Below are 26,515 nucleotides of genomic sequence, written 5' to 3'. Positions count from 1 at the left end.
GCTTGTGCCTCCGCTTGGGCTTGTCGGTACGTCTAGGCCGCTGCGTTCCTTACCTGGGCCAGTACGTCCGTGAGCGACATCACGTCGCCGTATTTCGCGTTGATGTCGAAAAGGTTGGCTTCATGGGGGTCAGGGTGCCGGTCAGCCACGCATTCGCGCGGCACCACCACGCGGTAGCCGTGCTGCAGTCCGTCTACCGCCGTGGCGCGCACGCAGCCGCTGGTCGAACAGCCGGTCAGAATCAGCGTGTCGATCCCGAGCGTCGTCAGGGTCGCGGCGAGAGAGGTGCCGAAGAAGGCGCTGGCGTAATTCTTGACCAGCACCACGTCACCCGCCTTCGGCGTGACGGCCTCGACGATGTCGGCAAGGGGCTCGCCCGGGACCAGGGCCTGAAGCGCGGGAACCTTGCGGACGAAGAGCCCGCCGTCGAGAAGGGTGGGATGGTAGAGGACCCTGGTATAGATCACCGGAACCCCGGTCCGGCGCGCCTCTTCCAGCAGGGGGGCGGTCGCTTCGGCGGCGGGTTGCACGTCGGCGGCGTAAAGCGGTGCGCCGGGGGTGGTGTAGGCCTTGATGAAATCGATCACCAGGACGGCCGGGCGTGTCCCGAACCCGACGACCCCGTCGAAGACTCCGCTGTAGTTGTCATCGCGGTCGTTCATTGCGGGTTCTCCTCCTCTCAGGCGGCCTGTCGCGGCGTCGGCGCGGGGCCGACATGCGCGAGATGGCCGGGCAGTCGACGACCCATCACACCCTCGAACCAGAGCGTGGCGGCGCTCAGCGCGGCGGCGTCGAGACCGCTGCGGATGCCCGACCGGTCAAGCATGTAGGCAAGGTCTTCGATGGCGATGTTCCCGGTTGCACCCGGGGCAAAGGGGCAGCCACCCAGGCCGCCGAGGCTGGCGTCCAGCGTCCGCACCCCGGTCCGGATCGCGGCGTCGGCATTTGCATATCCCGTGTTCCGGGTATTGTGCAGATGGGCGCGCATCGGCAGGCCGGGTGCAGCCTCGGACAGGCGGGCGAAGCCCTCCTCGATCTCGGCCGGCACGGCAACGCCGATCGTGTCCGCCAGCGAGATCTCGTCGACCCCGGCATCCGCGATACGCGCGGCGAGTTCGGCTATCTGTCGCGAAGCGACGCGGCCTTCGAACGGACATCCGAAGGCGACGGCAATGGTCACGGAACGGAACAGCTTCGCTTCCGCGGCCCGTCCGGAAATGGAACGCCAGCCTTCGACCAGTGCCTCGGGCGTGGCATTCTGGTTCCGCTCGGCCATGGTCCGGGTGAGGGGGATCACGTAGGTGATCTCGTGCAGATCGTGGGCCAGCGCCCGCTCGAAACCTTTCTCGTTCAGCACCAGAGCCGAGAGCCGCAGGCCCTCCAGCCCGCTCAGCCTTTCGAGCAGGGCACTCGCGTCGGCCATCTGCGGCACGCGCTTCGGGTTGACGAAGCTGGTCGCCTCTATCCGGCGAAGGCCGGCGTCGGCCAGTCGGCGGATCAGTTCCACCTTCTGCTCGGTTGAGACCGTCACCTTGTCGCTCTGCAGCCCGTCGCGGGCGCTGACATCGACGATTTCAACCGTATCGGGGCGAGGTATGGTCATGCCGCTGCCGCCTCGATCGGTCCGACGATGCCGCGTTCGGCGAGGTCGGCGAGGCGCTTGGCATCGAGCCCCAGCAGGCCGCCATAGACCTCGGCATTGTGCTGGCCAAGCTCGGGGTCGCTGGCGCGAATTCCGCCCGGCGTCTCGGAGAGCTTCGGCGCGACATTCTGCATTCGCAGGTTGCCGAAGGTCGGATGCACGATCTGGACAATCGCCTCGCGCGCCTTGAAATGGGCGTCTTCCAGCATTTCCGGGGCACGGAAGATGTCGCCGCTGGGCACGCCATGCTTGTCCAGCAGGGCGGCAAGCTCCTCGCGCTCGAGCGTTGCGGTCCAGTCGGCGATCAGGGCATCCAGTTCTTCCTGGTTTTGCCCGCGCGCCGCATGGGTGGCGTAGCGCGGGTCGGAGGCCAGTTGCGGGCGCTGCATCGCGTCGGCGAGGCGCTTGAAGACGCTGTCCTGATTGGCCGCGATCAGCACGTCGACACCGCTCTTGGTCGGATAGACGTTCGACGGCGCCACATTGGGCAGGATTGCCCCGGTGCGTTCGCGGATATAGCCCGTCTTGTCGTACTCGGTGACCAGGCTTTCCATCACCGCCAGCACCGCCTCGTAGATGGCGCTGTCCACGACCTGGCCACGGCCGGTGCGTTCGCGCGCATGCAGCGCCATCATGCCGCCAAGGCAGGCAAAGGTCGCGGCGAGGGTATCGCCGATGGAGATCCCGGTGCGGGAAGGCGCACGATCGGGATCGCCGACGACGTGACGAAGCCCGCCCATCGCTTCGCCGATCGAGCCGTAGCCGGCCTTGTGCGCATAGGGTCCGGTCTGGCCGTAGCCCGAGACGCGGATCATGATCAGGCGCGGGTTGATCCTGGAGAGGACGTCATAGCCCAGGCCCCATTTCTCCATCGTGCCGGGGCGGAAATTCTCGATCAGGATGTCGGACTTGGCGACCAGGTCCTTGATGATCTGCTGCCCTTCAGGCACCCGCGCGTTCAGTTCGATCGATTTCTTGCCGCGCGCGACCACGGGCCACCAGAGCGATTTGCCATGCGGCTTCTCGCGGCCCCAGTCGCGCATCGGGTCGCCCTTTCCCGGCTGTTCGATCTTGATCACCTCGGCGCCGAAATCGGCCAGCAGCTGGCCGCAGAAGGGGCCAGCGAGGAGCTGTCCCATTTCGATCACCCTAAGGTCGGAAAGCGCGCTCATCGTCTCTGTCTCCTCAATGCCGTTCCAGAAGCGGCCCGAAGCCCGCCATCCGGTCGCTGATTCCGTTGTGCCGGAGGGCGTTCCAGTAGATCGCCGTGTTGATCGCGATGACGGGCTTGCCGAGTTCCGCCTCGAATCCCGGGGCAAGGGCGGCCATCGCCAGGTTGGTGCCGACCTGGACCACGGCATCCACGTCGTCATGCGCGCCGACCTCATGCGCCGCCCGTTTCAGCTGGTCGCCGCTGACATGGGCAATGGCGACCGGACTTGGGCACTTCAGCCCGACGATACGGGGCACTTCGAAACCGGCCTCCTCGAAGAAGCGCACTACATTGCGGTCGCCGACCGGCTGGTAGGGGGTGATGACCCCGATCCGCTTCACTCCGAAGAGGGCCAGCGCCGCCTGGCAGGCGTCGGAGCCCATGGCGACGGGCAGGCCGGTATGCTGTTCCAGCTCGGCCTTGAGCCGCTTGCTGGCCGCGTAGCCGTCCCAGAAGGTTTCGGCCGAGATTCCTAGCACCAGCACGTCGGGCTCGCAGGACATGACGCTGTCAACCGCTTCCATCTGCGCGGTCTCGATCAGCGCGATCAGCTTCTCGAAATCGGCGTCGTCCGTCAGCGGGATGTTGGGAATGCGGATACGCGAGATGTGGTTGGTCACCCCGTCCGGACGCATCGCGTCGAATTCCGGCTGGACCGAGGTGTTGGTCGAGGGGACAAGCACTGCGAATTTCTTGCGCCAGCCCAGTGCGTCGGTCATGTGCCTGCTCCCCCGATGGCGGAAAATTCCGTTGGAATGAGGATCCGGCTCTCCATGCGTTCGATCAGGGGCAGCACGCGGGGCGCGAAGCCCTGCCAGGCCGGGTCGGCGGCCAACGCCGCGCGGCGCGTCTCGCGGTCTGCGGCGCTGGCGTAGCCCCACAGGTGGACGACCTGGTTCAGGGTGCCGGACTCGCTGGTGAAATACCCGAGCGGGGAGCCCAGATGGGGCTTCTGGATGGCCAGCCCCTCGTCGCGCACCAACGCGACAAAATCGGGCACGCAGCCAGTGCGGAGCGTGTAGGTTCGCTGTTCCACGATCATCGGATCAGGCCCAGAGCACGAGGGAACGGTCGGGCAGTCGACCGATGAACGAGCCGATGGAGACGCGGTCTTTCGTCTCGTCGGCCCCGGGTTCGCCGGCACTGACTTCGTGCGGGTTGCGGGTGTTGAAGATCACCACGTCACCGGCAGTGGGCGCATAGGTGAATGTCGGCGCCCCGGCCACGATGGCATGGTCCAGACCATAGCTCTGCGGGATCTCGCCTGGCTTGCGTTCGGGGTTCCAGGGCGCGTTGTGGACGGTCGTCAGACCGCCGGCGCCCGGATCCTCGGCGAAGAAGTTCCAGCCGAGCTGGGAGTCGATGCTGCTGATCGAATAGTCGATCGTGTTGATCGGAGCGAAATCCGCGTGCAGGTCGACCCCTTGCGAGGCCAGCCGTATGATGCCCGCATAATATTCGCCGAGCCCGGGTTCGCGGGCCACGTCCACATCGGCCGGGTAGACCGCGCGCAGTCTGTCCATCAACCGTTGTACGGGATCGAAGCTGCGTGACAGCACGTCATGCAGATCCTTGCGCGCCTCGCGCACCGCCTCGAAATATTCCGACTTGTCGGGATTCCACCGATACTCGTACTGCGCCTGGCCGATGTAGCCGATCTTCTTCTTGACGCTGTAATACTTCACATTCCCGGTCTTGGCCGCCCGCGAGAAGAGTTCGCATTCCGCCGCGGTCGCGAAGTTCCGGATGCGGATCGCAGGGATTTCATTGCCGAGCAGGGCACTCAGGCTTTCCCTGGTCAATGACTGTTCCTGCAAGTCTTTCCACGTCGCCATGGTTGGCTTCCTGTAGGAGTTGGTGGCCGGCATGATCAGTCTTCGAGTGTCGTCCAGGTCTTGCGCGGCGGCGACTTGATCTCGAGCTGCTCGACATCCTCCAGGGCCTCGCTGTAGTGATCGACGCCCACCGGATGCCGCCACGCGGTGCCAGGTGTAGCGATGAACTCCTTGCCGTCGATCACCAGCTTCAGCTTGCCCTTGATCAGATAGCCCGTGGATTCGTGATCCATGTGCTTGTGCACCGGGTCGATCAGGCCCTTCTTGCGATAGACGTGCAGCATCAGGATCTCGTCGCCGACCATGAGCTTGCGGACCTCGACGTGCCCCTGCTCCTTCACCCCTTCGACGGTGTCCAGCTTCTCTGCCTGCACGTCGTCGCGCTGAACGAAGAGGCCGGGCGTCTTCTCGAGTCCCCGTGACATGTCGTTCATCCTGTTTCCTTCTGTCCGTCGCGCGGGGTGCGCCATTCGCCAGGGGCGTCAGCCTGACCGCGGAGAAATGATCTTTAGGGTGAAGTCTCGCTTTCCTTGCCGGCAGCTTCTCGAACGATCCCTGATAAAATGTATACAGTCAAGGCAATTTATGCGAAAAATGGCGGGCAGAATTCTTCAATTGTGTTCAATCGCGAATTCCCAGAGGGAAAATTCGCTGCGGTGAGTTAGATCGGCGTGGGTCGGATCAGGGTGAAGACGATGACAAAGTCGAACGGCGTGGGAACAACCGCGGATGACATCTGTGCCGTCTTGCGGGAGCAGATATCTGCCGGCGTCCTGCCGCCGAACGCACGCGTGACCGAAACCGGACTGGCGGAAACGTTCGGCACCTCGCGCACGCCCGTTCGCGAGGCGATGCGCCTTCTGGTCGCCGAAGGGTTCCTGTCGTTCAAGCCGAACAGCGGTTCATTCGTGCGAAGCTGGAGCGGCGAGGAGATCGAGGAGATCTTCGATATCCGGTTGCTGGTGGAAAGCAGCATCGCCGAGAGCGCCGCGCGGAACATCCTGCCCGAAGAGCTGGCCGAGATGGAGAAATACCAGGCTGCCATGGAGCGGCTCGGGGTGAAGCTCGAAGAGCGGAGCGTGTCCGAGACGAGCCGCTTCAACAGGGAGTTTCACAAGCTGATTTCGCAGGCGAGCCGCCGTCCGCGGCTGGTCAGGATGCTGGAGGACGCGGTGAAGGTGCCCATCGTGCAGAGCACGTTCAGCCGCTACACCGCGTCAGAATTGCAGCGCAGCCATCACCATCACAGGGAACTGATCGATGCCTTCCGGGCCCGCAATCCGGATTGGGCGCGCGCGGTCATGCAATGTCACATTTCTTCGGCGCGCGAAGTGATGCGGCGCAATCGCAGGCAGAGCAGCTGATCGTCGCCGACCGCCGGCATCCGACAGGGCAGGGCACGGCCTGCCAGGCCGGAGCGCGCGCCGCATCGCATTGGCGGTGAGACTCCCGGGGGACCGCTCGCCCCCGATGGACGTTCCCGCGGAACGCCCCGGTTCAGATGATCGCGCGTTCGCGTGCCAGGTCCCACACTTTCCCGAGGGCGTCCGCCGCCGCGTCGATGACGCGGGTTTCCTGCGTCCGGATGAAGGTGCCGTCTCGGACCAGGGTCTCGCCGCCGACCATGACCATGTCGACATCGCGGCCGGTGCAGTACCACACGAGGCTCTTGATCGGGTCGTAGACCGGCTGGATATGCGCCCGGTCTAGCCGGACCGCGACCAGGTCGGCGGTCGCGCCGCTCTGGATCCGACCGAGATCGGAGCGTCCGAGGGCTTCGGCGGCGCCATGGGTCGCGCACTCGACCAGCTCCCAAGCCGTTCCGACGCCGGGGTCCCCGCTGTCATACTTGGAATTGATCGCCGCCAGCCGGAGGTCGGTCAGGATGTCCAGCGCATGCGCGTCGCAGGCCACGACGGTGTTCACGCCGCTGCCGGTGAAGCGGGCGCGCGAGGCGAGCTTGCCGGAGCGGGCGTAGGACAGCGGGCAATGCGCAATCGTCACGCCGCGGTCGGCCATCAGGGTCAGTTCGTCGTCGGCGGCGAACAGGCAATGCGCCGCGACGAGTTCCTGCTTCAGCAGACCGACGGCCTCCAGATAGGCGGTCGGCGACAGCCCAAGGCGCTGGCGGGACAGTTCGCCTTCGCGGGCGCTCTGGGCCAGATGAATGGTCACCGGCGCATCATACTCGTCGCGCGCCCGGGCGATTGCCCGCATCAGGGCGGGGGTTACCGTATCGCTCGCATGCGGGCCGAGGCCGATCCGCACGCGGCCATCCGGCCCTTCGTCGAATCGCTCGCGCCAGCGATGGAAGGTCGCCATGCCGGCTTCGGCGATGGCGTCCTGCCCGTCGGACTGCTCCAGGGTCCAGGTGCCATCGGATCCGGAAATCAGATAGGGGTGGATATAGGCCCGAAGCCCCATCTTGCCGGCCGCGACACCGAACGCATCATGGTCGGAGCGCGGCATGTCGACGATCGTGGTCGATCCGGCCTTGATCGCCTCCAGCATGCCGAGGCTGGTGATCGCCTCGACCATATCGTCGTCGCCGATCTCGCTGATGATCTCGCCGAGCGGCATCATGACCTTCGCGATGACCTCGCCATTGTCCTGCCTGCCGGCGCGATCCTCGAAGATGCCGCGGAACAGTGGCGTGCTCAGGCAATGGGTGTGCGCGTTGACGAATCCCGGCAGCAGGATGTGCGAGTCGAGCTCGACGATCTCGAGGCCGCCCGCGTCGTCGCCGGGCCGCAGGACATCCGCGATCCTGCCGTTCTCGACCACGACGGTACCGTCCGGGACGAGTTCGGGTTTGCCTGTGGTGCGCGCCAGAACCCATTTCGCTCGCAAGCCGACTGTGTCACTGGTCATCGTTCATCTCCCATCGGGGCCGGCGGCATCGGGCACGCCGGCCGATAATATTCGGAAACAGGCCGGCGGTTCCGTCCCGCGGTCATTCGCTGCCCCCGTTCCCGACCTTGCCCTTTCGCCGCTTCAGAAGCTGCGAGCTGCTCATCAGCAGGAGCGACACCGACATCAGCACCGTTGCGACCGCGGGGATCAGCGGCGAGATGTCGAAATCGATATTCTCGAAGAGCATGCGTGGCAGCGTCTTGTTGGAAACGCCGGACAGGAAGAACGAGAGGATCGCCTCGTCGAACGAGACCAGGAAGGCGAAGACCGCCGCGATCGCCATCGCCGGAGCGATCAGCGGCAAGGTGATCAGCACGAACGCGGTCAGCTTGTTGGCGCCCAGGTTGATCGCCGCGAGTTCGAGGGCGGGGTCCGTCCGATGCAGCGCGGCGGAGACCGTCAGCACGACGAAGGGAACCGCGAGCGAGGTATGGGCGATGACGAATCCCGTGAGCGTGCCGGTCAGGCCGATCGGGGCATAGCTCAGATAGAGCGCGACGCCGAGGACGATGTTCGGAACGATGATCGGCGTCAGGGTGAGCGCGGTCACCGCGCGCTGGCCCGACTTGAAGCCGCGCACCATGGCGACGGCCGCCAGCGTGCCGACGACAACGGCACTGAGCATGGTGATCGCCGCGACTTTCAGGCTGAACAGCGTTGCCGCCTGCCAGTCGGGATCGGTGAAGAATTTCCCGTACCAGTAGAGTGTCAGGTCGCGCGGCGGGAACTGCAGGAACCGTTCCGATCCGAACGAGATCGGCACGATGATGAAGATCGGCACGATCAGGAAGCTGAGTAGCAGAACGAGCAGGGCGACCCAGGCGATACGGCCGACATCGACGGGCCGGCTGGTTCGGGGGGCACTAGTCATTGCCGACGATCCTTCCGACCGAAAGCGCGCGCTGGAAGATCAGCGCCGTTGCGATACTGACGGCGAGCAGAAGCAGCGAGATCGCGCCGGCGAGAGGCCAGTTCAGAAGCTCGGTTATCTGCTGCGCGATCAGGGTGCCGATCATCAGCGTTCGCGGGCCGCCGACCAGCGCCGGCGTGATGTAGAAGCCGATCGCCAGGATGAAGACGAACAGTACGCCGGCCGAGACGCCCGGAAGGCTGAGCGGCAGCGTTATCGTCAGGAAGGCCCGGAAGCGGCCGGCCCCCAGGTTCCGCGCCGACCGCTCCAGGTCCGTCGGGATCGCCCGGATCGTCGAGAAGATCGGCAGGATCATGAACGGCAGGAGGACGTGGGTCATGGCGACCAGTACGGCGCCTTCGGTATAGAGCATGCGCAGGCGTGTTTCGATCAGGCCCATGTCGATCAGCAGGTCGTTCACGACGCCGTTGCGCTGAAGGAGGAAAATCCACGCGTAGGAGCGCACCAGGATCGACGTCCACAGCGGGCCGAGGACACAGGCGGCGATCAGCAGGGCGCGCCACGCGCTTGTCCGGGCCATGGCATAGGCGATGGGAAAGCCGATCAGCAGGCAGAGGATGCAGCAAAGCGCGCTGATCCAGAACGTGCGGATGAAGACGCGCCAGTAAAGCGGCTCGGAAACGATCGTCTCGTAATACTGGAGCGTGAAGTCGGGCGCGAAGAAACTCCGGCCCAGCAGGTTTGCGACTGGCCAGAAGACAGCGAAGCACAGGACCGCGATCAACGGCAGGAGCATCAGGAAGGCCGGCGTCCGGCCCAGCGCGGAACTGTTGGTGCTCATCGCTTACGCCTCCGGCGCCTTGCCCGGGAACACCACGGCGTCCTCGGGGCGCCAGGCGACGGGCAGGCGATCGCCGCTGGCCGGTGCGGCATCGGGGGTCTTGGTGCGAATGCGGAACGTCGCTCCGGTGTCGAGGCGACCGACGATGAGCAGGTCGTGCCCGGTATAGATCTCGTCGACGCAGGTGATCGAAAGACCCTGCGGGCTTCCGGCCTCGAGAAAGGCGCGTTCCGGGCGAACGGAGAGGGTCGTGGTATCGCCGACCGCGATGCCCGCGCCGGATTCGCGCGCGACCGCGCCCTGGACGCGGTTCCCGTTGCCGATATCGAGGGAGGCGATGCCGTTCCCGATGTCGACGACGGTCCCGGTCAGAAGGTTGGTATCGCCCACGAAGTCGGCGACGAAAACGCTCTGCGGCTTCTCGTAGAGTTCCTTCGGCGACGACAGCTGCTCGATCCGGCCGTTGTTCATGACCGCCACACGATCGGACATCGTGAGCGCTTCCTGCTGGTCGTGGGTCACGTAGATCACGGTTGCGCCGAGTTCGCGCTGCAGCGCCTTGATCTCGATCTGCAACTGTTCCCGGAGCTTCTTGTCGAGCGCACCGAGCGGTTCGTCCATGAGGATCATCGGCGGATCGAAGACGGTCGCCCGGGCGACGGCGACGCGCTGCTGCTGGCCGCCGGAAAGCTGGTCTGGGCGGCGGTGCCCGTAGTCGCTCAGCCGGACCATGGCGAGCGCCTGACGGACCCTTTCATCGATCGTGTTGCGCGGCACGCGCCGCATACGCAGCGAGAACGCGACATTGCCCGCGACGGTCATGTGCGGAAACAGCGCATAGCGCTGGAACACCATGCCGATATTCCGGCGGTTGGGTTCGACGTAGGTCATGTCCTGTCCGCCGACCTCGATGACACCGGCGTCGGGATACTCGAAGCCCGCGATCATCATCAGCAGCGTCGTCTTGCCGGATCCCGATGGCCCGAGCAGCGAGACGAATTCGCCGGCCTTCACGAACAGCGAGATGTCGCGGACGGCTTTGACATCGCCATAGGATTTGGAGACGTCGCGGACATCGAGCGACGCTCCGCGACTGGTCTGGGACGTGGCGAGATCGGGCACGATTCGATCCTTACAACTAGCCTCGAATTGGGAGACCTGCCGGCCGCCGCGCGGACCTGCGCGACGACCGGCAGCCGTTCAGGCGCGCATCAACGCGACAGCCACTCGTTCCAGCGGGTCAGGGTCTCGTCCGCGTTGGGAACGCTCCAGTCGTAGTCTTCCTTGAGCATCTTGCTGACGAAGAGACCGGGATGGCCGCTGCTCTCGCCGGCCGGAATGCCCTCGAGATAGGCCCGGTTGGCGGTGTCCCAGTTGGTCATGGCGTAGAACTCGGAATGGCCGTCGGTGCTGCTGAAATAGTGGTTCAGGAACTTCACCGCATTGGCCTGGTTCGGGCCCTTCTTCAGGACGACCCAGTAGGCTTCATCGGCGGGAGCGCCGTCCCAGATCACCTCAAGCGGCATGCCTTCACCGACCAGGCCGAGGGCACGACCGCCCCAGAGCTGACCCGCGATCGCCTCCTCCGAACGGAAGATCTGCTGGCTCTGGTCGCCCGAACGCCACCAGACCGCGATTTCCGGCTTGATGCGGTCGAGCACGGCGAAGGCCCGGTCGAAGTCGATCGGATAGAGCTTGTCGGCCGGGACGCCATCGGCCAGCAGGGCCGGCGCGATGACCACGAGAGGGCTGCCGTAGTTGGGCAGGCCGCGCGGTCCGGGGAAGCCTTCCGGATCGAAGAAGTCGGCCCACCCGGTCATCTTCTTGCCGTCGAACTTGTCGGCGCGGTACACCAGCGGCAAGCCGCCGACGATTCCGAGCACGCCGAAGCTCTTGCAGCCGCCATCGACGACCTTGCCGGCGACGTCCGCCTTTTCGCAGACATCCTCCATCAGATGTTCGGACAGCAGCCGCGCGTGGCGTTCGGAGGACAGCACGATGTCCCACTCGAAGCGGTCGGCCTCGGCCATGGCCTTGACCCGCGCGGAACGCTCGCCCGGGCTCGCGGCGACGAAACGGACATTGATGCCGGTTTCGCGCGTGAAGGCCGTCGCGATGTTCTCGCTCAGGCCACGCTCGAACAGGCCGCCGCCGACCGCGATGATGACCTCGCCCTCGGCCGCCGCGGGGGCAATTGTCGCCGTTCCTGCCAGCAGTGCCGCGGCACAACCGACCACCATACGTTGAAATAATTTCAATTTTTCCTCCATTGCTCTCTCCTGTTCGGTGCGGGTGATTTCATTGTCGATGTTCCCGATTGATCGGGGGCGGGGCTCAAAGCCGCGATTTCATGGCTTCGAGATGCGTCCGGCGGTCCTTGCCGGTTCCCCCGTCATCGGGTGGGACGAGGAGGGAATTGCGTGTCACGGGTGACGCTGCGCGCGAAAGCATCTTCACCGCGCGCCGCTCCCCGTGTTCGAGATGGCCGGCGCCCATTCCCTCGCATCGCTCTTGCCGATCCGGTTCAGCGTCATTTCCAGGCGGAACCGATCCGGGCGGTAGAGGGCGCTCAGATGCTCGATACCCCGACCCGAACTGTCGTAAACGATGCGGACCAGGGAGATCAGGGGCGCGCCAACGACGACATCGAGGGCTTGCGCGACATCCGGGCCGGCAAGTGTCGCCGATATGGACTGGCTGGCATGATCGACGACAACCCCGGACCGCTCGATCAGGCGGAAGAGGGGCGTCGTCGCGAGATCCGCCTCGGAATAACGGCGAGCGATGTCTTCCGCGACATGGGTGGTCAGATGCGAGAAAGGCTGCCCGGATATCAGGCGAAGCCGCACCGCTTTCTGGACCATGGCGCCGGGATCGATCCGAAGCGCCTCGGCGATGATGTTGGGCGCCTCGATATAGGCGAATGTCAGCAGGCGCGCCTGGGTCTCCTTCCCCATCTGGACGATCTGCGGCATGAGTGTCGCGAAATCCGCGGAAATGTCCGTTTGCGGAACGGCCGGACCGCAGACAACGGTGCCGGCGCCCACGCGCCTCTTGATCAGTCCTTCATGGGAAAGTCGTTCCAGCGCCCCGCGAACGGTCACCCGTGACACGCCATAAATCTCGGCAAGACGCGGTTCACCGGGCAGAAGCGAGCCGACGGGGCGTGCGCCGCGCATGATCTCGTCCTGCAGGACAAGATAAACGCGCTGGACCTTCGCACCCGTCGTTGAAATGGTCGCCCCCGCAGCCACTGCTACTCTCCTGCATCCCGGCGATTGCCTGAAACCATACCTATCATAAGTCGATCATATATGTGTATATTTTTCAGACAAATGAATGTGCTGGAATAGACAGGGTCCGGGCATGAAGTGGCCGTTGTGGTCTGCCCGCGAGCCCGGGGTGTTCCCGAAGAGCGAGTGCGACAATGATCCGGACACCGGCAGAGCGATACGATTTGACCGTTGAAACGCTGATCGTGGGAGCCGGCGCCTGCGGCATGACGGCGGCCCTGGCAGCCGCCGAGGCAGGCCAGGAAGTGCTGGTGCTGGAGCGCGATGCGGTGCCGTCCGGGTCGACCGCGCTATCGGCGGGCCTGATCCCGGCGCCGGCCACGCATTTCCAGAAAGCGGCCGGGATCAGGGACAGTGCCGCGCTGTTCGCCGCCGACATCCAGCGCAAGGCTGCCGGTGAGAACGATCCCGAACTGGTCGCCGGACTGGCCGAGGCGGCCGGACCGAGCATCGAATGGCTGCACGAAACCTTCGGACTCGAATTCAGCCTGGTCCATGACTTCGACTATCCCGGTCATTCGCGGCGCCGCATGCATGGACTGCCGGGGCGAACCGGACAGGAACTGGTCGACGGTCTGCGCAATGCCGCCCAGTCCCGCGGGATCGATATCGTCTGCTCCGCGCCGGTAACCGGGCTGCATGTCGATGCCGGGCGCCGGGTGCACGGGGTCGAGATCACCCGGCCGGACGGAACGGTCGAGGCGATCGGTTGCGGGAGGCTGATCCTCGCCTGCAACGGGTTCGGTGGCAACGCGGGCATGGTTCGCCGCCACCTGCCGGCGATTGCCGATGCGCTCTATTTCGGGCACGCCGGGAACCAGGGCGACGCGATGCTCTGGGGCGAGCAGATCGGTGCCCGGATCCGTTATCCCGGCGCCTTCCAGGGCCACGGCAATGTTGCCCATCCACACGGGATCCTGATCACCTGGGCGGTCATCACGCAGGGCGGCTGCCAGGTCAATATCGAAGGCCACCGTTTCTGGAACGAGGCACTGGGCTATTCGGAGGCGGCCTGCGCCGTGCTCGCGCAACCGGAAGGCCGGGCGTTCGCGATCTTCGACGAGCGTATCGCCGGCATTGCCCGGCAGTTTGCCGATTTCCGCGACGCGGAGGGGCAGGGCGCCGTGCATCGGGCGGACAGTCCGGCGGACCTGGCGGCGCGCCTTCACTTGCCGGCCGACGCGCTGGCGGAAACGATGCGGACGTTCGAGGCGGGAAAGCGCGGTGACGGGCCGGATCCGTTCGGCCGCCGGTTGGCGGGTGTCGCGCAACTCGCCGCCCCCTACTGTGCGGTACAGGTCACCGGCGCGCTGTTCCATACGCAGGGCGGGCTCGAGACCAATGTCGCGGGCAGGGTGCGGGCGGCCGAGGGCACGTTCCTGCCCAATCTCTGGGCCGCCGGCGGCGCGGCCTGCGGCGTCTCGGGTTCCGGCGACGCGGGCTACCTTTCCGGGAACGGGCTCCTGTCGGCGATCGTCATGGGCCGTCTCGCCGGGGCCGACGCGTTGACGGAATGAATGCCGGATCGCGCCGTCAGGCGGGATGGTCGAGCCCGTCGCAGCCCAGGCAAGCGCTCAGGTAGGAATCCAGGCCGACCCGAACGTTCCAGAAACCTTTTGGTGACCGGGCGGTTGGATGCATAAGCTTGCCTGCCGTACGCAGCCCGGCCGGGCGGGACAAGATTGCGCGAGATGAGAACAGGCAGGAAGTCGTATTATTCCAGTGCCCCGCTTGGCGCGGGCGACCCGTCGGCGGTCGAGGCGGCGATGAACGAGATCTCGCGCCGCGCGGCATTTGAGGCGATGGCCGAAGCCTACCGCCGCTGGGGCTGGCTGGCCGCGGATCTTGACCCGCTTTCGTTGGCTCCGCGCGGCCAGCCGCCGCAGCTTTCCCCCGGCGGCTATGGCTTCCTGCCCGAGGACGCCGAGCCCCTGCGGCAGACCTATTGCCGCAGGATCGGCTGGGAAATCGGCCATATCCAGAATGCCGAACGGCGCGACTGGCTGGTGAGCCAGGCTGAAACGGCGCACCCGCCCGCCGATCTCCAGCGGGCTATCGACCTGATCGCGCAGGCGGAACTGTTCGAGGATACCTGCTACAGGCGTATGCCGACAGCCAAGACCTTCGGCCTTGCCGGCGCCGAAGGGCTCCTGGTGCTGGCAGGCGAAGTCCTGCGAGCGGCGCACGAGGCCGGCCAGTCCGACGTCTATGTCGGCGGCATGCATCGCGGACGCCTGACCCAGATGGCGCTTCTGTTCGGCAAGCCGCTGGCCCAGGTGATCGCTGATGCCCAGGGCGTGCCGGAATTCCCGCACGACTATGGCGCGTCGTCGGACAGCCCCTATCACCTCGGCTGGCACGGCCTGTCACCGATCGGGCCCCGGGTCTGGATCGCGCCGCATCCGTCGCATCTTTCCATCGTCGCACCCGTGGCCCTCGGTCGGGCAAGGGCGGCCATGGAGAACGGTCGGGAAATACTGTCGGTCGCGCTGCACACGGACGCAGCCTTCGCGGGGCAGGGGGTGAATGGCGAGCTGCTCCAACTCTCCGAGCTGCCGGCCTTCTCGGTCGGGGGCACGGTGCATCTGGTTCTGAACAACCAGATCGGTTTCACCACCGACATGCGCGATGCGCGCACGTCGCGGAGTTGCACGGATTACGCCAAGCTGGTCGAGGCGCCGATCCTGCACGTGAACGGCGAGGACCCCGACGCATTGTGCCGGGCGGCAAGGGTCGCGGCTGCATATCGCAACCGCTTCAAGGCCGATGTGGTGGTGGAATGCATCGCCTACCGTCGGCGCGGGCACAACGAGATCGACGAGCCGAGGTTCACGCAGCCGCGCATGTATCGGCGAATCGACGAGATGACGCCGCTGTCGCGACGGCTGGCGATCGCGCACGGGTTGGAACCCGACCTGGGCGACCTCGAGAGCGCGCTCGACAAGGCATTCGACCGGGCGAAAGCGTGGCGTCCCAACGTGCCGCCGGCGCCTGTCGGCCTGCGCGCGGACATCAACCGGCGCATGTCGGCCTCGGTCCGAACAGGCCTGCCGGCCGACGTGCTGCGCGATTTGGGGTTGCGACTGACCCGTGTGCCCGGGCATATCGCGCTGCATCCCAAGACCGGGCGTTTCCTGCACCAGCGTCGTGAGGCGTTGGCGAGTGGCAGCGGCATCGACTGGGCCACGGCCGAGGCTTTGGCCATCGCGTCCCTGGCGGCCGAAGGCTGCGCCGTCCGCTTCGGCGGGCAGGACACGGCGCGCGGCGCGTTCTCGCAACGGAACCTGTATATCCACTGCAATCGAAGCGACGACGTCCACTTCGTCTTCGATGGTATCGGCACGCGTCCGCAGATCCACAACACGCCCCTGATCGAGAATGCGGTGCTTGGCTTCGAGTATGGCTACAGCACCGGCAAGCCTTCCGGACTCACGATCTGGGAGGCGCAGTTCGGGGATTTCCTGAACGTCTGTCAGGCGATCTTCGATCAGTTCATCGTCTGCGGTGAAGATCGCTGGTTGCTGGAAAGCAACCTGGTCATGTTGCTGCCGCACGGCATCGACGGCGGAGGTCCCGATCACGCGACGGCCCATCCGGAGCGTCTGCTGATGGCCTGCGCGCGCAACAACATCCAGGTAATGAACCCGTCGACTCCGGCCAATTTCTTTCATGCGCTGCGGCGGCAGGTTCTCGCCGATTGGCGGAAGCCCCTGGTCGTACTCGCTCCGAAAGCCCTTCTGCGCCATCCCGCCGCCAGGTCCGAGTTGTCGGAGTTCAGCGCCGGGTTTGCGCCCGTCATCGAGCGGAAGGGCGATGGCAAGCATGTTGTCATGTCCAGCGGCAAACTCGCGGTCCTGCTCGAGGCCGAGGACAGCGATGTCACGCTGCTGCGGCTCGAGCAGTTCTATCCCTTTCCCGAAGCCGCGCTTGCCGCCCTGCTGGCCCTCTACCCGGACGCCGAGCTGATCTGGGCCCAGGAAGAACCCGAGAACATGGGGTATTTCCAATGGCTCGCCCCGCAGCTTGAAAGGATTGCCGGGCGCCCGTGGCGCCTGGTGACGCGACCGGCCAACCCGGCAGCGTCGTCCGGCCCGAAAAGTTGGGACGACCGCCATCTGAAGACGGTCATTGACACCGCGCTTTCCCGGCAAGAAGGGGCTGATTCCACGGGCAGATCATCGGGAACCTGTCAGGACCGCCTCGATGCGCCGGCTCTTCGCGCAACCGGGAACCGGGAGACGACCAAATGACCATCGAAGAACAGGACATCCTGGAGCGCGCGGCGGCGATCGGCGCGAGCACCTGGTCGGACGCGTTGGACGAACTGGGAATATTCGGGACGATCGAAGGTATCCCGAGGCAGAGCGGCAGTGGCCGGATGACCGGTTTCGCCGTGACGGCCCGGGAGTTGACCGGGCATCTGGGGGATTTCGAGAAGCACGACTTCGCGGTCGGTCAGTTGATCGCCGCCGCCGGCCCCGGCAAGGTCCTGATGGTCGACATGGGCGGCGCGCGCATCTCGACCATGGGAGGTCTCGCGGCACTCGCGACACGCAACCAGGGCGTAGCCGGCGTCGTGATCGACGGCGCCTGTCGCGACATTGAAGAGATTCGAGAGACGGGATTGTGGCTTTCCAGCCGATGGGTTGTGCCCACGACAGGGAAAACCAGACTGAAGCTTCTCCCGCCCGGGTGCGATGTTTCGATCGGGGGTGTCTCCGTGTCGCAGGGCGATCTGGTCGTCGGTGACGACACGGGCATCGTCGTCGTCCCCCGCGCGCGAACCGGCGAGGCACTGGCCATCGCCGAGCGCATCAGGGGTCTCGACGAGCAGCTTGAAAGCCGTCTGCGCGCCGGCGAGAGCTTCGCCGCGGCGGCCGCGGCGGTGGGTTACATTCCGGATCGGAACAGGTGAGCGCATAGTGGGAGCACGCCGGCGGTGTCCCGCATCCGTGACAGGCAACAGCTGCCATCCGTCTCCCGCTCGTGCTGCGCCGGGAGATGCCGGGGCAGGGGGCCGGGACGCCATACCAAACCCTCTGTTTGCATGGCAGGGACCGTACGCATGCAAACAATCGCCGTTGCTCAAATTATGACAGAAATATTACACTTCGATGACGCCCTGCCGGAACGGAGGGTGAATGTGCCGTGTGTCGTTCGAGTTGACCAATCCGGAAACCCGAAAGCTGGAGAATCCCCCGGGCGGGGGCAGCCAGCCGGTCTTCGCCATTGAGAACGGGTCGGTTGAATGGACCGGTCTCGAAGAACGACAACGCGGCATGTCGGCTGTCCTTGGGAGGAAACAATGAAACTCAGACTGACTGGACTGACCGCCGGGTTCGGCCTGGTTCTGGCCGCGGCCCTGGCGTCGGTGACACCGACCTTCGCGGACGATTGCCAGAGCCGCGGAAGCCTGGACGTCATCTACTGCGACGCGGACGGCGATCTCGTCGCCGATGCGCCGACGGACCCGTCGAAGTGGCGTGATCCGTCGACACTGGTGTTTACCTATACGCCGGTCGAAGACCCGGCTGTCTATCGCGATGCCTTCAAACCGTTCCAGGATTACCTGACGGAAAAGACCGGCAAGAAAGTGATCTATTACACCGTGCAGTCGAACGCGGCCGAGATCGAAGCGATGCGCTCCGGCCGTCTTCATGTCGCGGGCTTCTCGACGGGTCCGACCGGATTCGCGGTCAACCTCGCCGGCGCCGTGCCGCTCGCGGTGAAGGGTACCGAGCAGGAATTCCAGGGCTACAACCTGATCGTCATCGTCAAGAAGGACAGCCCGTTCCAGACCCTTGCGGACCTCAAGGGCAAGAAGGTCGCGCATACCTCGCCCTCGTCGAACTCGGGCAACCTGGCGCCGCGCGCCTTGTTCCCGGACCAGGGCCTCGTCCCGGGCGATGACTACGAGGTTCTCTACTCGGGCAAGCACGACCAGTCGGTTCTGGGCGTCAACAGCGGCGACTACGATGCCGCGCCGGTCGCCTCCGACGTCTTCAAGCGCATGGCCGAACGCGGTGTGGTCAATGCCGACGATTTCAGGATCATCTACACGAGCCCGAAATTCCCGACGTCGTCCTTCGCCTATGCCCATGATCTGCATCCGGATCTTGTCGCGAAAATCCGCGAAGCGTTCCGCGATTTCCGCTTCCCCCCTGAGATGCAGAACACGTTTGGCGGCGCCGACCGTTTCTTCCCCGTGACCTACAAGGAAGACTGGGGCGTCATTCGTCAGATCGCGAAATCGATCGGCGAGGAGTACGACCGCAAGGGCCTCGACGACATGGCCAAGAAGGAAGCAGAGAAGGCCGCCAAGAAGAAGGCGAACTGATGTCGGTGACCGGGAACGGTACGACGTCTGCCAGTGATCCGCGGGGCCTCGGCCCCGCGGACGCCGCCGCCGGTGTCGCCAAATCGATGCGTATTCGTGGCCTGTTCAAGGAGTATCGTCCGGGCGTTCCGGTCCTGAAGGGGATCGACCTCGACCTCGAGGGCCAGGGCGTAACGGCGATCATCGGGCCATCGGGGACGGGCAAGAGCACGCTCCTTCGCTGCATGAACCGCCTGGTCGAGCCGACCCGGGGCGAGATCATTTTCGAAGGCCAGGACATCGTCAGCCTGAATCGAGCCGGCCTCAGGCGGTTGCGCCGCAAGGTCGGGATGGTGTTCCAGGAATACAATCTGGTCGAACGGCTTTCGGTGATCGAGAACCTGCTGTGCGGGCGTCTCGGGTACGTCTCGCCGTTCAAGGCCTGGCTCAGGCGTTTCCCGGCCGAGGACATCGACCGCGCGTTCGAACTGCTCGACGCCGTCGGTCTTGGCGAGTTCGCCCAGCAGCGGGCGGACAACCTGTCCGGTGGCCAGCGTCAGCGGGTCGGTATCGCGCGCGCCCTGATGCAGGCGCCGCACATCCTTCTTGCCGACGAGCCGACGTCGTCGCTCGATCCGAAGACATCGGTCGAGATCATGGAACTGATGGCGAAGCTTGCCGGTGAGCGCGACATCCCCGTTGTCGTGAATATCCACGACGTCGCGCTCGGCCGTCGCTTCGCGCAACGCGTCGTCGGCATGTCGGAGGGCACGATCGTCTACGACGGCCCGCCGGGCGGCCTGACCGACGCGCATCTCAAGGAGATCTACGGCGGTGAGGACTGGCTGAATTGACCCCGTCCAGCACATCCGCCGCAAAGCGCGACCCGTTTCCGGTGAACTGGTGGACGCGCGCGCTCTGGGCCGTCGCGTTGGCCTACGTCGTCTATGCTTTCGGGCTCCTCGACCTCAACTGGGACCGCATGGTGGCGGGCATGGGCCATGGTGGCGACATGCTGGCCCGCATGGTTCCGCCGAACTTCTCGCGCTGGAGCCTGCTCCTCGAGGGGATGCTCGAAAGCCTGGAGATCGCGGTCCTTGCCTCGGCGGTCGGCATCCTTCTGTCACTACCCATCGGCTTCCTCGCGGCGCGCAACATGATGCCGCCGTGGATCACATGGCCGGCGCGGGCACTGATAGCCATCTGTCGGTCGTTCCATCCGGTGATCGTCGCGATCATTTTCGTCAAGGCGGTCGGTTTCGGCGCGCTCGCCGGCATCCTCGCGCTGATCGTGGCGTCCATCGGCTTCATCGCCAAGCTGTTCGCCGAGGCCATCGAGGAAATCTCCCTCAAGCAGGTCGAAGCCGTGCGGGCGACCGGCGCGTCGTTCGGCAACGTGATCATCTTCAGTGTCGTGCCGCAGGTGCTTGCCCGGTTCGTCGGTTTCGCGACCTATCAGATCGATTCCAACCTCCGCAACTCGACGATGGTCGGCATCGTCGGCGCCGGCGGGATCGGCGGGACGCTGTTCTCGGCGTTCCAGCGGTTCGACTATGACTTCGTCGCGGCGATCCTGATCTCGCTGATCGCGGTGATCATGGCGGGCGAGTACCTCAGCATCTGGGTCAAAGAGGTCTTCAAATGACGAATGCGGCCGATCCCGTGCAGGGGACGCATCGGCGGCTGCAACGCTTCACGCCGGTCGAACGGTTTTCCCGCTGGCTGGTCCTGCTGCTGGTCGTGTCCGCGATCGTGGTCTCGACCCGGCATGTGCAGATCATCCCGGAATTCCTGTACGACGCGCCGGAGCAGATGCTCGACCTCCTGCAACGGCTGTGGCCACCGGATCTCTCCTATTATCAGATCGGCGTCCACGAAGCGCTTGTCGAGACGCTGCACATCGCCAGTCTCGGCACCATCCTGGCGCTGATCCTGGCCCTCCCCGTGGCGCTCTTCTCGGCGCGGAACATCACCTCGAACCCGGTTCTGCAGGTTCTCGCGAAGTTCATCCTCGTGTCGTCGCGCTCGGTCAACTCTCTGGTTTGGGCGCTGCTTTTCGTGGCGATTTTCGGCCCCGGCACACTGGCTGGCGTGCTGGCCATTGCGTTCCGCTCCGTCGGGTTCGTCGGCAAGTTGCTGGGCGAGGCCCTGGAGGAGGCGAACATGGGCACCATCGAGGCCCTGTCCGCGACCGGTGCGCCACGGCTCAGCATCCTGCTGAAGGGCTACTGGCCGCAGGTGAAGCCGGCGCTGTGGTCGATCGCGCTTTTCCGCTGGGACATCAACGTACGGGAATCCGCGGTCCTCGGCCTGGTGGGCGCGGGGGGCATCGGGGTCGCCCTCAACAACGCGCTGAACACCTTCTACTGGGACAAGGTGTCGACAGTGCTGCTCAGCATCTTCGCCGTGGTCATCATCGCGGAACTGGTCGTGACCGAGATCAGGAAACGCATCATCTAGCCGGGAGCGCGGTGCCCCGCGTGGCGCGTCGCCGTTGATGAGGCCGAGCTCGAATCGGCCCCTCCTGCGGCCTATGTCTCGGAGCGACCCGATGCGTCGCGATCCCGGTCGTATCGTCTCGTGAGCGGAAACGGCGGCAACCAGGATTCGCGGCGGACGATCCAGCTTTCATAGGTGGGCGTCAACTGGTCGGGCGCGTCGAGCGAGCCCAGGTTGACTTCGATCTCGTCGGCGCTGCGGGCGAAGACGGACGAGCCGCAGCGGGGACAGAAGAACCGACCGCGGTAGTCGTGCACGTCGCCCGTGATCGTCACCGCATCCTCGGGGAATATCGCGGAAGCGTGGAACAGCGCGCCATGATGCTTGCGACAGTCGAGACAGTGACAGAGGCCGACCCGGTAAGGCAGTCCCGTCGCCACGAAACGGACGTTGCCGCACAGGCAACCGCCGGTGAATCGGTCCATGCTGTGTCTCCACCAGGTTCGATCGCTCGCCAATCGTACCCGGGCGATATCGAGGGTGCACCAATTTGCGGTTGTCGGCCGGGCCTTGTGCCTCCGGACCGGGGCGTACTATATCGCGAGCCATGGAAGAACTGTTCATGCGGACAGTCAAGGCGTAGGGTGCGCAACCGGTTTCGCCGCAAATAAGGACGTGCACATGAAGACTCACGGCGAAGATACTGGTTTCCGATCGTCAACCGAGATCGCCGACGAGATCCTCCGACGGATCAAGAGCGGTCATTACCGGCCCGGCGATACGCTCAGTCAGAACTCCCTCGCGAAAGAGTTCAGCATCAGCCGGACGCCGGTCCGCGAGGCATTGCGTTTCCTCGAGGCGAAGCGCGCGATCTCTGTCACTTCATCCGGTCGCGCCAAGATCGTCGTCCCGAACCTGAGGGAGATCAAGGAGGCTTTCGAGATACGGGCCGAACTTGAGGGGCTGGCCGCACGTCTGGCCGTCGACTGGATCACCGACGAGGACCTGACGGCCTTGCGGTTTCACCAGAAGAATTATGCGCGCACCCTGATCGTCCATGACCCGGATGCCAAGGACATCGATTGGGTCCTCCACAACGCGCGATTTCACGATGTCATCTGCGACGCTTGTCACAATGAGATGCTGAAGGATCTCGTCTCGGAGATGCAGGGCAACGTGGTTTCGCGGGTGATGTCTTTGGCGTCCCGGATGCCGCCGCGCCTGCTCGACGAGAACGTCCAGCAGCATGAGGATATCATCGCCGCTCTTTCAGCGCGCGATCACGAACGCGCCGGCAAGGCGATGAAGGATCATGTTCTGCGCACACGCGCACTGGTGATCGAATGGGTCGGCGCCGGAAGCTGAACCTGCCCGAGCGGGACTGAGCGCAACCGTACATCCGGGTTTCCACCGAGCCGGATCGGACCGCCCCCCCGCCGCTGCTGCCTGTCTTTCTCACATATCTCCCGGATTCCGCCTTGAATTGTGCGTCGGATCTGTCCGCCGGCGGCAACCGGTTACGGCATCATGTCGCCCGGGCGGTATTGACAGCGAAATTCGTTATGGATACAAAAACATCTAAACGGGATCCAGTTGATCGTCGAGAGGATGCGAGATGAAGATAGACAAGATCACGGGGAAGAAGATCATCAATCCGGGGGGGCGTGACGGTCCATTGACGGAGGCCCATCAGGAAATGCGCGTCGCCCATCGTGACGATCTGGAGTGGGAGAATCTCCGCTACGAGGGGCAGTTCACGAAGATGATGTTCCACCCGACGTCGGAGGACCGGACGATTCCCAACGCCGGGGTCGTCAGGTACGAGAAGGGCTCGACCCATCCCCTGCACAGCCATTACTTCGCGCAGATCTGGTACTTCCTGAGCGGGACTTTCAGAATCAACGGTGCGGAATACTCGGCCGGAACCATGATCTTCCACCCCGATCCGCACTTCGAATACAAGCTCGAGACAATCGAGGCAGGCGAGATCCTCTATGTCCAGTACGTGGGCCCGACGACCGGGGAGGGGCCGATCTATGACGGGCGCTTCAATGTGAAGAAGCGGCGTCCGCTGGAGGAAGAGTCAGCTGAAATCTGAGGGCTGACGGGCAGGCAAGGGCAGGCAGATCGTGCCGGCCAGATCAGGAAAATTGGAATCAGGACACCATTCGGTCGCGGCCCATTCCGGGACCGACGAATGGCCGGTCCGGAAAGAAAATCGAAAGAGGAGGAACTGATCCATGAACAAGAAGAAATTGCTCACGGCTACGCTGGCCGCATTGGCCGGAAGCTTCGTGTGGGCCGGCATTTCCAATGCCGAAACCAGAACGCTTCAGCTTGCCCATGTCTCGGTGGAGAAGCCCGACGACATGTACCACTATCTTGCGGTCGCGTTCGCGGCCGGGGTCAAGGAGCAGAGCGGGGGCGCGATCGCCATCGACGTGCTGGGCGGAGCGCAGCTCGGCGGCGAGCGACAGGTGGCCGAGGGGCTCCAGCTCGGTACCATCGACATGAGCCTGCTCGGCAGCTTCACCCTCGGCAACTTCGAGCCCAAGGCGATGGTGTTCGACCTGCCCTATCTTTTCCCCACCTATGATGCCGCCTTCAAGGCGATGGATTCTGAATTCACCGCGCCGATCGAGGATAACCTCGAGGGCATGGGCCTGAAGGTCCTGGGCTGGGGCCATGGCGGTTTCCGTAACCTCTACAACTCCAAGGGCCCGGTCCGTTCGTTGGCCGACATGGCGAGCATGAAAGTCCGTATCCCCGAAACGCCGGTCTATGTGGATACCTGGCGCGCACTGGGAGTGAACGCGACCTCGATGGCATACCCGGAAGTCTTCACCGGACTGCAGCAGGGCACCATCGACGGTGGGGAAAACCCGACGCTGCTGTATCTCTCCAGTCATTTCTACGAGGCCGCAAAGTACCTGTCCAAGACCGAACACGTTTATGTCTCGATCCCGCTGGTCGTGTCCGGCAGCGTCTGGAGCAGCCTGTCCGACAAGGAGAAGGCCATTCTCCAGGCGGCCGCCGACCAGGCGGTCGCGGCACAGCGCAAGTTCCTCGTTTCCGGCGAGGGCGAGGCCGAGAAGCGGCTTGCGGAAGCCGGGGTCACCATTGTCAGCGACGTCGACAAGGCTGAGTTCAAGAAGGCAGTGGCCCCTGTCTATGATCGCTATGCGGATGCGCTCGGCGCCGACCTGATCGAACAGGCGAAACAGTTCTCGAAGTAAGCGTCTTCCGGCTCAGGCCCGGCATGGTTCCGACCTGCGGGGCCTGAGTCTCGTTTGCATGGCATTGTCTGGGAAAGGGCCTTGCCTGACGATTGAGAAGAAGGGGGAGACGCCATGAAGGCCGCCGGCTTCGCGCTCGAACGCGCGAGCGACTACCTCGATATACTCTGCCGGATCATCGCGTCGTGCCTGATCGCGATCATCGCGTTGCTTGCCGCAGCCCAGGTCGGCGGACGGTACTTCATCGGCTGGTCACCCGTCTGGATCGAGGAAATGACCCGCTATTGCTTCATCTGGATGACGCTGCTCGGCGCCTGTGTCCTCGTGAAGCGCGGGGAACATGCTGTCATCGACGTGCTCGTGTCCGCGCTGCCCAGGTCCCTGAAGTCGATTCACACCGCCCTGGTGCTGACGGTCATCATCGCGACCTCCGCCGTCCTGATCTTTTACGGCATCAAGATCGTCGGCATCGTCGGGAAGCAGTTGAGCCCCGCCCTGCGCCTGTCGATGGCCTACGTCTATCTCGCGGTGCCGGTAAGCGGCGCGATCATCACCGTTCATTGCGTGGTCGGCATTCTCGCGGAATGGCGCCGGGGGGAGGAGTAGCTTCATGCAGGAGATGATCCTCTTGTTCTCCCTGATGATCTTCCTCTTCCTGGCGGGCGTTCCGATCGGCTTCTCGCTGCTCACGTGCAGTACGATCTTCCTTCTGATCACCGATATGCGCCCGTTGATCGTGGTCCCGCAGCAGGTCGTCGGGGGTATCGATTCCTTTCCGCTGCTGGCGATTCCCCTGTTCATCCTGATGGGAAACCTGATGGGTGCCGCGGGACTCTCGGGCAGATTGATCGCCCTTATCAACATGCTGGTGGGCCATGTGAGGGGCTCGCTCGGGGTCGCGACGGTGGTGTCCTGCGCGATGTTCGGCGCCCTGACCGGGTCCGCGCCCGCGACCGTTGCCGCCATCGGAAGCATCATGATTCCGGCGATGCTGAAGCAGGGCTATCCGCCCCGAATGGCGACCGGCGTGACCGCAGCGTCGGGTGCGCTCGGCAATATCATTCCGCCCAGCATCGCGCTGATCCTTTACGGCGCGACGATGAACGTCTCGATACCGAAGCTGTTCATCGCCAATGTCGCTCCGGGCATTCTGCTCTGCATCGTCTTCGTGATCACGGTTCTCATTCAGGCGCGGCGGCTCGGGCTGGGGCAAGCGACCACCGGAAACGATGGGGTGCCCGATCAGCGGTTCCAGGTCGTCCTCCGCTCTCTCCCGGCGCTGACGATGCCGGTGGTAATCCTCGGCGGCATCTATGGCGGCATCTTCACGCCCACGGAAGCGGCCGCGATCGGCGTGCTCTTCAGTTTCCTGCTCGGGATCTGCTACCGCGCACTATCGCCGCGGGCGCTCTGGAAGGTGCTGGAGGAGTCCGTCTGTACCTCGGCACTGGTCGGCTTCATCCTCGGTGCGGCCGGCATCTTCGGCTGGATCCTCGCGGCGGCCCGCATTCCGAGCATGCTCGCCAACGGTCTGGCGCCGATGCTGGATTCGCCGGAACTCTATCTCGTCATCCTCACGGTTTTCCTCCTGATCGTCGGCTGCATCATGGATGCGGGCGCGAGCATCATCATTCTCGCACCGATCCTCGTGCCCATAGGGCTTGCCCTCGGGCTCGACCCGATTCACCTCGGGGTGGTCTTCTGCGTGAACCTCGTGGTCGGCTTCTTCACGCCGCCCTTCGGGTTGAATCTTTTCACGGCCGCCTCGGTCTCCGGGATGCCATACAGCGTGGTCGTCCGCGGCGTTCTTCCCTATGTCGCCGCCGCCATCCTGGCTCTGTTGGCGATAGCCTTTCTCCCGATGCTCTCGCTCGGGCTCACGAAACTCATGTAGGCCGGCGGCCGGGAGGATCGAT

General features: G+C 64.7%; 27 protein-coding genes. 13 read left to right on the top strand and 14 right to left on the bottom strand.

Translation table 11 applies throughout. The annotated features are described in order from the left end of the window. Positions 1 to 32: 32 nt before the first annotated feature. The 7 genes from OCH7691_RS14985 to OCH7691_RS14955 are packed head-to-tail and all read right to left on the bottom strand — an operon-like array spanning position 33 to position 5,115. Entirely contained in the window at positions 33 to 662 is a 630-nt protein-coding gene (locus tag OCH7691_RS14985) for an N-carbamoylsarcosine amidohydrolase (protein ID WP_085884336.1), read from the bottom strand. 17 nt (positions 663 to 679) lie between these two features. Next, positions 680 to 1,603, bottom strand: a complete 924-nt coding sequence (locus OCH7691_RS14980) for a hydroxymethylglutaryl-CoA lyase (RefSeq protein WP_085884335.1) — start codon at positions 1,601 to 1,603, stop codon at positions 680 to 682. Next, the gene (locus OCH7691_RS14975; RefSeq protein ID WP_085884334.1) at positions 1,600 to 2,814 is read right to left on the bottom strand and encodes a CaiB/BaiF CoA transferase family protein; all 1,215 of its coding nucleotides are present in this window, start codon (positions 2,812 to 2,814) and stop codon (positions 1,600 to 1,602) included. The genes OCH7691_RS14980 and OCH7691_RS14975 overlap by 4 nt, the downstream gene beginning before the upstream one ends. Before the next feature lie 13 nt (positions 2,815 to 2,827). Then, positions 2,828 to 3,574, bottom strand: coding sequence for a maleate cis-trans isomerase family protein (locus tag OCH7691_RS14970; protein ID WP_085884333.1), 747 nt, complete (start codon positions 3,572 to 3,574; stop codon positions 2,828 to 2,830). After that, a complete protein-coding gene (locus OCH7691_RS14965) occupies positions 3,571 to 3,897 on the bottom strand; it encodes an NIPSNAP family protein (protein WP_085884332.1) in 327 nt (108 codons plus the stop codon). Before OCH7691_RS14965 ends, OCH7691_RS14970 begins: the two co-directional genes overlap by 4 nt. A gap of 4 nt (positions 3,898 to 3,901) precedes the next feature. Next, on the bottom strand, positions 3,902 to 4,690 hold the full coding sequence (locus tag OCH7691_RS14960) for a 2OG-Fe(II)-dependent halogenase WelO5 family protein (protein WP_139839717.1): 789 nt from the start codon (positions 4,688 to 4,690) through the stop codon (positions 3,902 to 3,904). 35 nt (positions 4,691 to 4,725) lie between these two features. Beyond that, positions 4,726 to 5,115 (bottom strand): cupin domain-containing protein, encoded by a 390-nt coding sequence (locus OCH7691_RS14955; RefSeq protein WP_085884494.1) that lies wholly within the window; start codon positions 5,113 to 5,115, stop codon positions 4,726 to 4,728. A 270-nt stretch (positions 5,116 to 5,385) separates the two neighbouring features. Between OCH7691_RS14955 and OCH7691_RS14950 the strand changes: the two genes are divergently transcribed. After that, the gene (locus tag OCH7691_RS14950; protein ID WP_139839715.1) at positions 5,386 to 6,054 is read left to right on the top strand and encodes a GntR family transcriptional regulator; all 669 of its coding nucleotides are present in this window, start codon (positions 5,386 to 5,388) and stop codon (positions 6,052 to 6,054) included. A 133-nt stretch (positions 6,055 to 6,187) separates the two neighbouring features. On the opposite strand, the gene OCH7691_RS14945 is transcribed toward OCH7691_RS14950, so the two are convergent. From OCH7691_RS14945 to OCH7691_RS14920, 6 genes are all read right to left on the bottom strand, one after another. Beyond that, positions 6,188 to 7,561, bottom strand: coding sequence for an amidohydrolase family protein (locus OCH7691_RS14945; RefSeq protein ID WP_085884329.1), 1,374 nt, complete (start codon positions 7,559 to 7,561; stop codon positions 6,188 to 6,190). An 82-nt stretch (positions 7,562 to 7,643) separates the two neighbouring features. Then, positions 7,644 to 8,474: an ABC transporter permease gene (locus OCH7691_RS14940; protein WP_085884328.1), complete on the bottom strand. Its 831-nt coding sequence runs from the start codon at positions 8,472 to 8,474 to the stop codon at positions 7,644 to 7,646. Next, complete coding sequence (locus OCH7691_RS14935; RefSeq protein WP_085884327.1) at positions 8,467 to 9,315, bottom strand: ABC transporter permease; 849 nt, start codon at positions 9,313 to 9,315, stop codon at positions 8,467 to 8,469. Before OCH7691_RS14935 ends, OCH7691_RS14940 begins: the two co-directional genes overlap by 8 nt. A 3-nt stretch (positions 9,316 to 9,318) precedes the next feature. After that, positions 9,319 to 10,437, bottom strand: a complete 1,119-nt coding sequence (locus tag OCH7691_RS14930) for an ABC transporter ATP-binding protein (protein ID WP_217808040.1) — start codon at positions 10,435 to 10,437, stop codon at positions 9,319 to 9,321. Positions 10,438 to 10,526: 89 nt separating this feature from the next. Continuing rightward, a complete protein-coding gene (locus tag OCH7691_RS14925) occupies positions 10,527 to 11,585 on the bottom strand; it encodes an extracellular solute-binding protein (protein WP_085884325.1) in 1,059 nt (352 codons plus the stop codon). 183 nt (positions 11,586 to 11,768) lie between these two features. Next, entirely contained in the window at positions 11,769 to 12,569 is an 801-nt protein-coding gene (locus OCH7691_RS14920) for a GntR family transcriptional regulator (RefSeq protein WP_085884324.1), read from the bottom strand. Positions 12,570 to 12,742: 173 nt separating this feature from the next. Between OCH7691_RS14920 and OCH7691_RS14915 the strand changes: the two genes are divergently transcribed. From OCH7691_RS14915 to phnE (OCH7691_RS14885), 7 genes are all read left to right on the top strand, one after another. Further along, positions 12,743 to 14,125, top strand: a complete 1,383-nt coding sequence (locus OCH7691_RS14915; RefSeq protein WP_085884323.1) for an FAD-dependent oxidoreductase — start codon at positions 12,743 to 12,745, stop codon at positions 14,123 to 14,125. Between the two features lie 249 nt (positions 14,126 to 14,374). Continuing rightward, on the top strand, positions 14,375 to 16,858 hold the full coding sequence (locus OCH7691_RS14910; protein ID WP_176245079.1) for a thiamine pyrophosphate-dependent enzyme: 2,484 nt from the start codon (positions 14,375 to 14,377) through the stop codon (positions 16,856 to 16,858). Further along, positions 16,855 to 17,523: an RraA family protein gene (locus OCH7691_RS14905; protein WP_085884321.1), complete on the top strand. Its 669-nt coding sequence runs from the start codon at positions 16,855 to 16,857 to the stop codon at positions 17,521 to 17,523. The genes OCH7691_RS14910 and OCH7691_RS14905 overlap by 4 nt, the downstream gene beginning before the upstream one ends. A gap of 390 nt (positions 17,524 to 17,913) precedes the next feature. Beyond that, on the top strand, positions 17,914 to 18,945 hold the full coding sequence (gene phnD / locus OCH7691_RS14900; protein WP_085884320.1) for a phosphate/phosphite/phosphonate ABC transporter substrate-binding protein: 1,032 nt from the start codon (positions 17,914 to 17,916) through the stop codon (positions 18,943 to 18,945). Beyond that, positions 18,945 to 19,778 (top strand): phosphonate ABC transporter ATP-binding protein, encoded by an 834-nt coding sequence (phnC, locus tag OCH7691_RS14895; protein ID WP_085884319.1) that lies wholly within the window; start codon positions 18,945 to 18,947, stop codon positions 19,776 to 19,778. The genes phnD and phnC overlap by 1 nt, the downstream gene beginning before the upstream one ends. Further along, on the top strand, positions 19,766 to 20,569 hold the full coding sequence (gene phnE / locus OCH7691_RS14890; RefSeq protein ID WP_085884318.1) for a phosphonate ABC transporter, permease protein PhnE: 804 nt from the start codon (positions 19,766 to 19,768) through the stop codon (positions 20,567 to 20,569). Before phnC ends, phnE (OCH7691_RS14890) begins: the two co-directional genes overlap by 13 nt. Beyond that, entirely contained in the window at positions 20,566 to 21,384 is an 819-nt protein-coding gene (gene phnE / locus OCH7691_RS14885; protein WP_085884317.1) for a phosphonate ABC transporter, permease protein PhnE, read from the top strand. Before phnE (OCH7691_RS14890) ends, phnE (OCH7691_RS14885) begins: the two co-directional genes overlap by 4 nt. Before the next feature lie 71 nt (positions 21,385 to 21,455). Here phnE (OCH7691_RS14885) and OCH7691_RS14880 read toward each other — a convergent pair whose 3' ends face one another. After that, a complete protein-coding gene (locus tag OCH7691_RS14880; protein WP_085884316.1) occupies positions 21,456 to 21,848 on the bottom strand; it encodes a GFA family protein in 393 nt (130 codons plus the stop codon). A 55-nt stretch (positions 21,849 to 21,903) separates the two neighbouring features. Here OCH7691_RS14880 and OCH7691_RS14875 point away from each other — a divergent pair, with 55 nt between their 5' ends. The 5 genes from OCH7691_RS14875 (at position 21,904) to OCH7691_RS14855 (ending at position 26,493) form a co-directional block, all read left to right on the top strand. Continuing rightward, positions 21,904 to 22,728, top strand: a complete 825-nt coding sequence (locus OCH7691_RS14875; RefSeq protein ID WP_217808031.1) for a GntR family transcriptional regulator — start codon at positions 21,904 to 21,906, stop codon at positions 22,726 to 22,728. Between the two features lie 250 nt (positions 22,729 to 22,978). Further along, positions 22,979 to 23,461, top strand: a complete 483-nt coding sequence (locus OCH7691_RS14870; RefSeq protein WP_085884314.1) for a cupin domain-containing protein — start codon at positions 22,979 to 22,981, stop codon at positions 23,459 to 23,461. Between the two features lie 142 nt (positions 23,462 to 23,603). After that, positions 23,604 to 24,599, top strand: a complete 996-nt coding sequence (locus OCH7691_RS14865) for a TRAP transporter substrate-binding protein (RefSeq protein ID WP_085884313.1) — start codon at positions 23,604 to 23,606, stop codon at positions 24,597 to 24,599. A gap of 114 nt (positions 24,600 to 24,713) precedes the next feature. Beyond that, positions 24,714 to 25,205 (top strand): TRAP transporter small permease, encoded by a 492-nt coding sequence (locus OCH7691_RS14860; protein WP_217808030.1) that lies wholly within the window; start codon positions 24,714 to 24,716, stop codon positions 25,203 to 25,205. 4 nt (positions 25,206 to 25,209) lie between these two features. Then, positions 25,210 to 26,493, top strand: coding sequence for a TRAP transporter large permease (locus tag OCH7691_RS14855; RefSeq protein ID WP_085884312.1), 1,284 nt, complete (start codon positions 25,210 to 25,212; stop codon positions 26,491 to 26,493). Positions 26,494 to 26,515: the final 22 nt, after the last annotated feature.

This window comes from Oceanibacterium hippocampi, from assembly GCF_900172325.1.
Classification (GTDB): Bacteria; Pseudomonadota; Alphaproteobacteria; order Sneathiellales; family Sneathiellaceae; genus Oceanibacterium; species Oceanibacterium hippocampi.
This window is presented reverse-complemented; position numbering and strand designations above follow the sequence as displayed.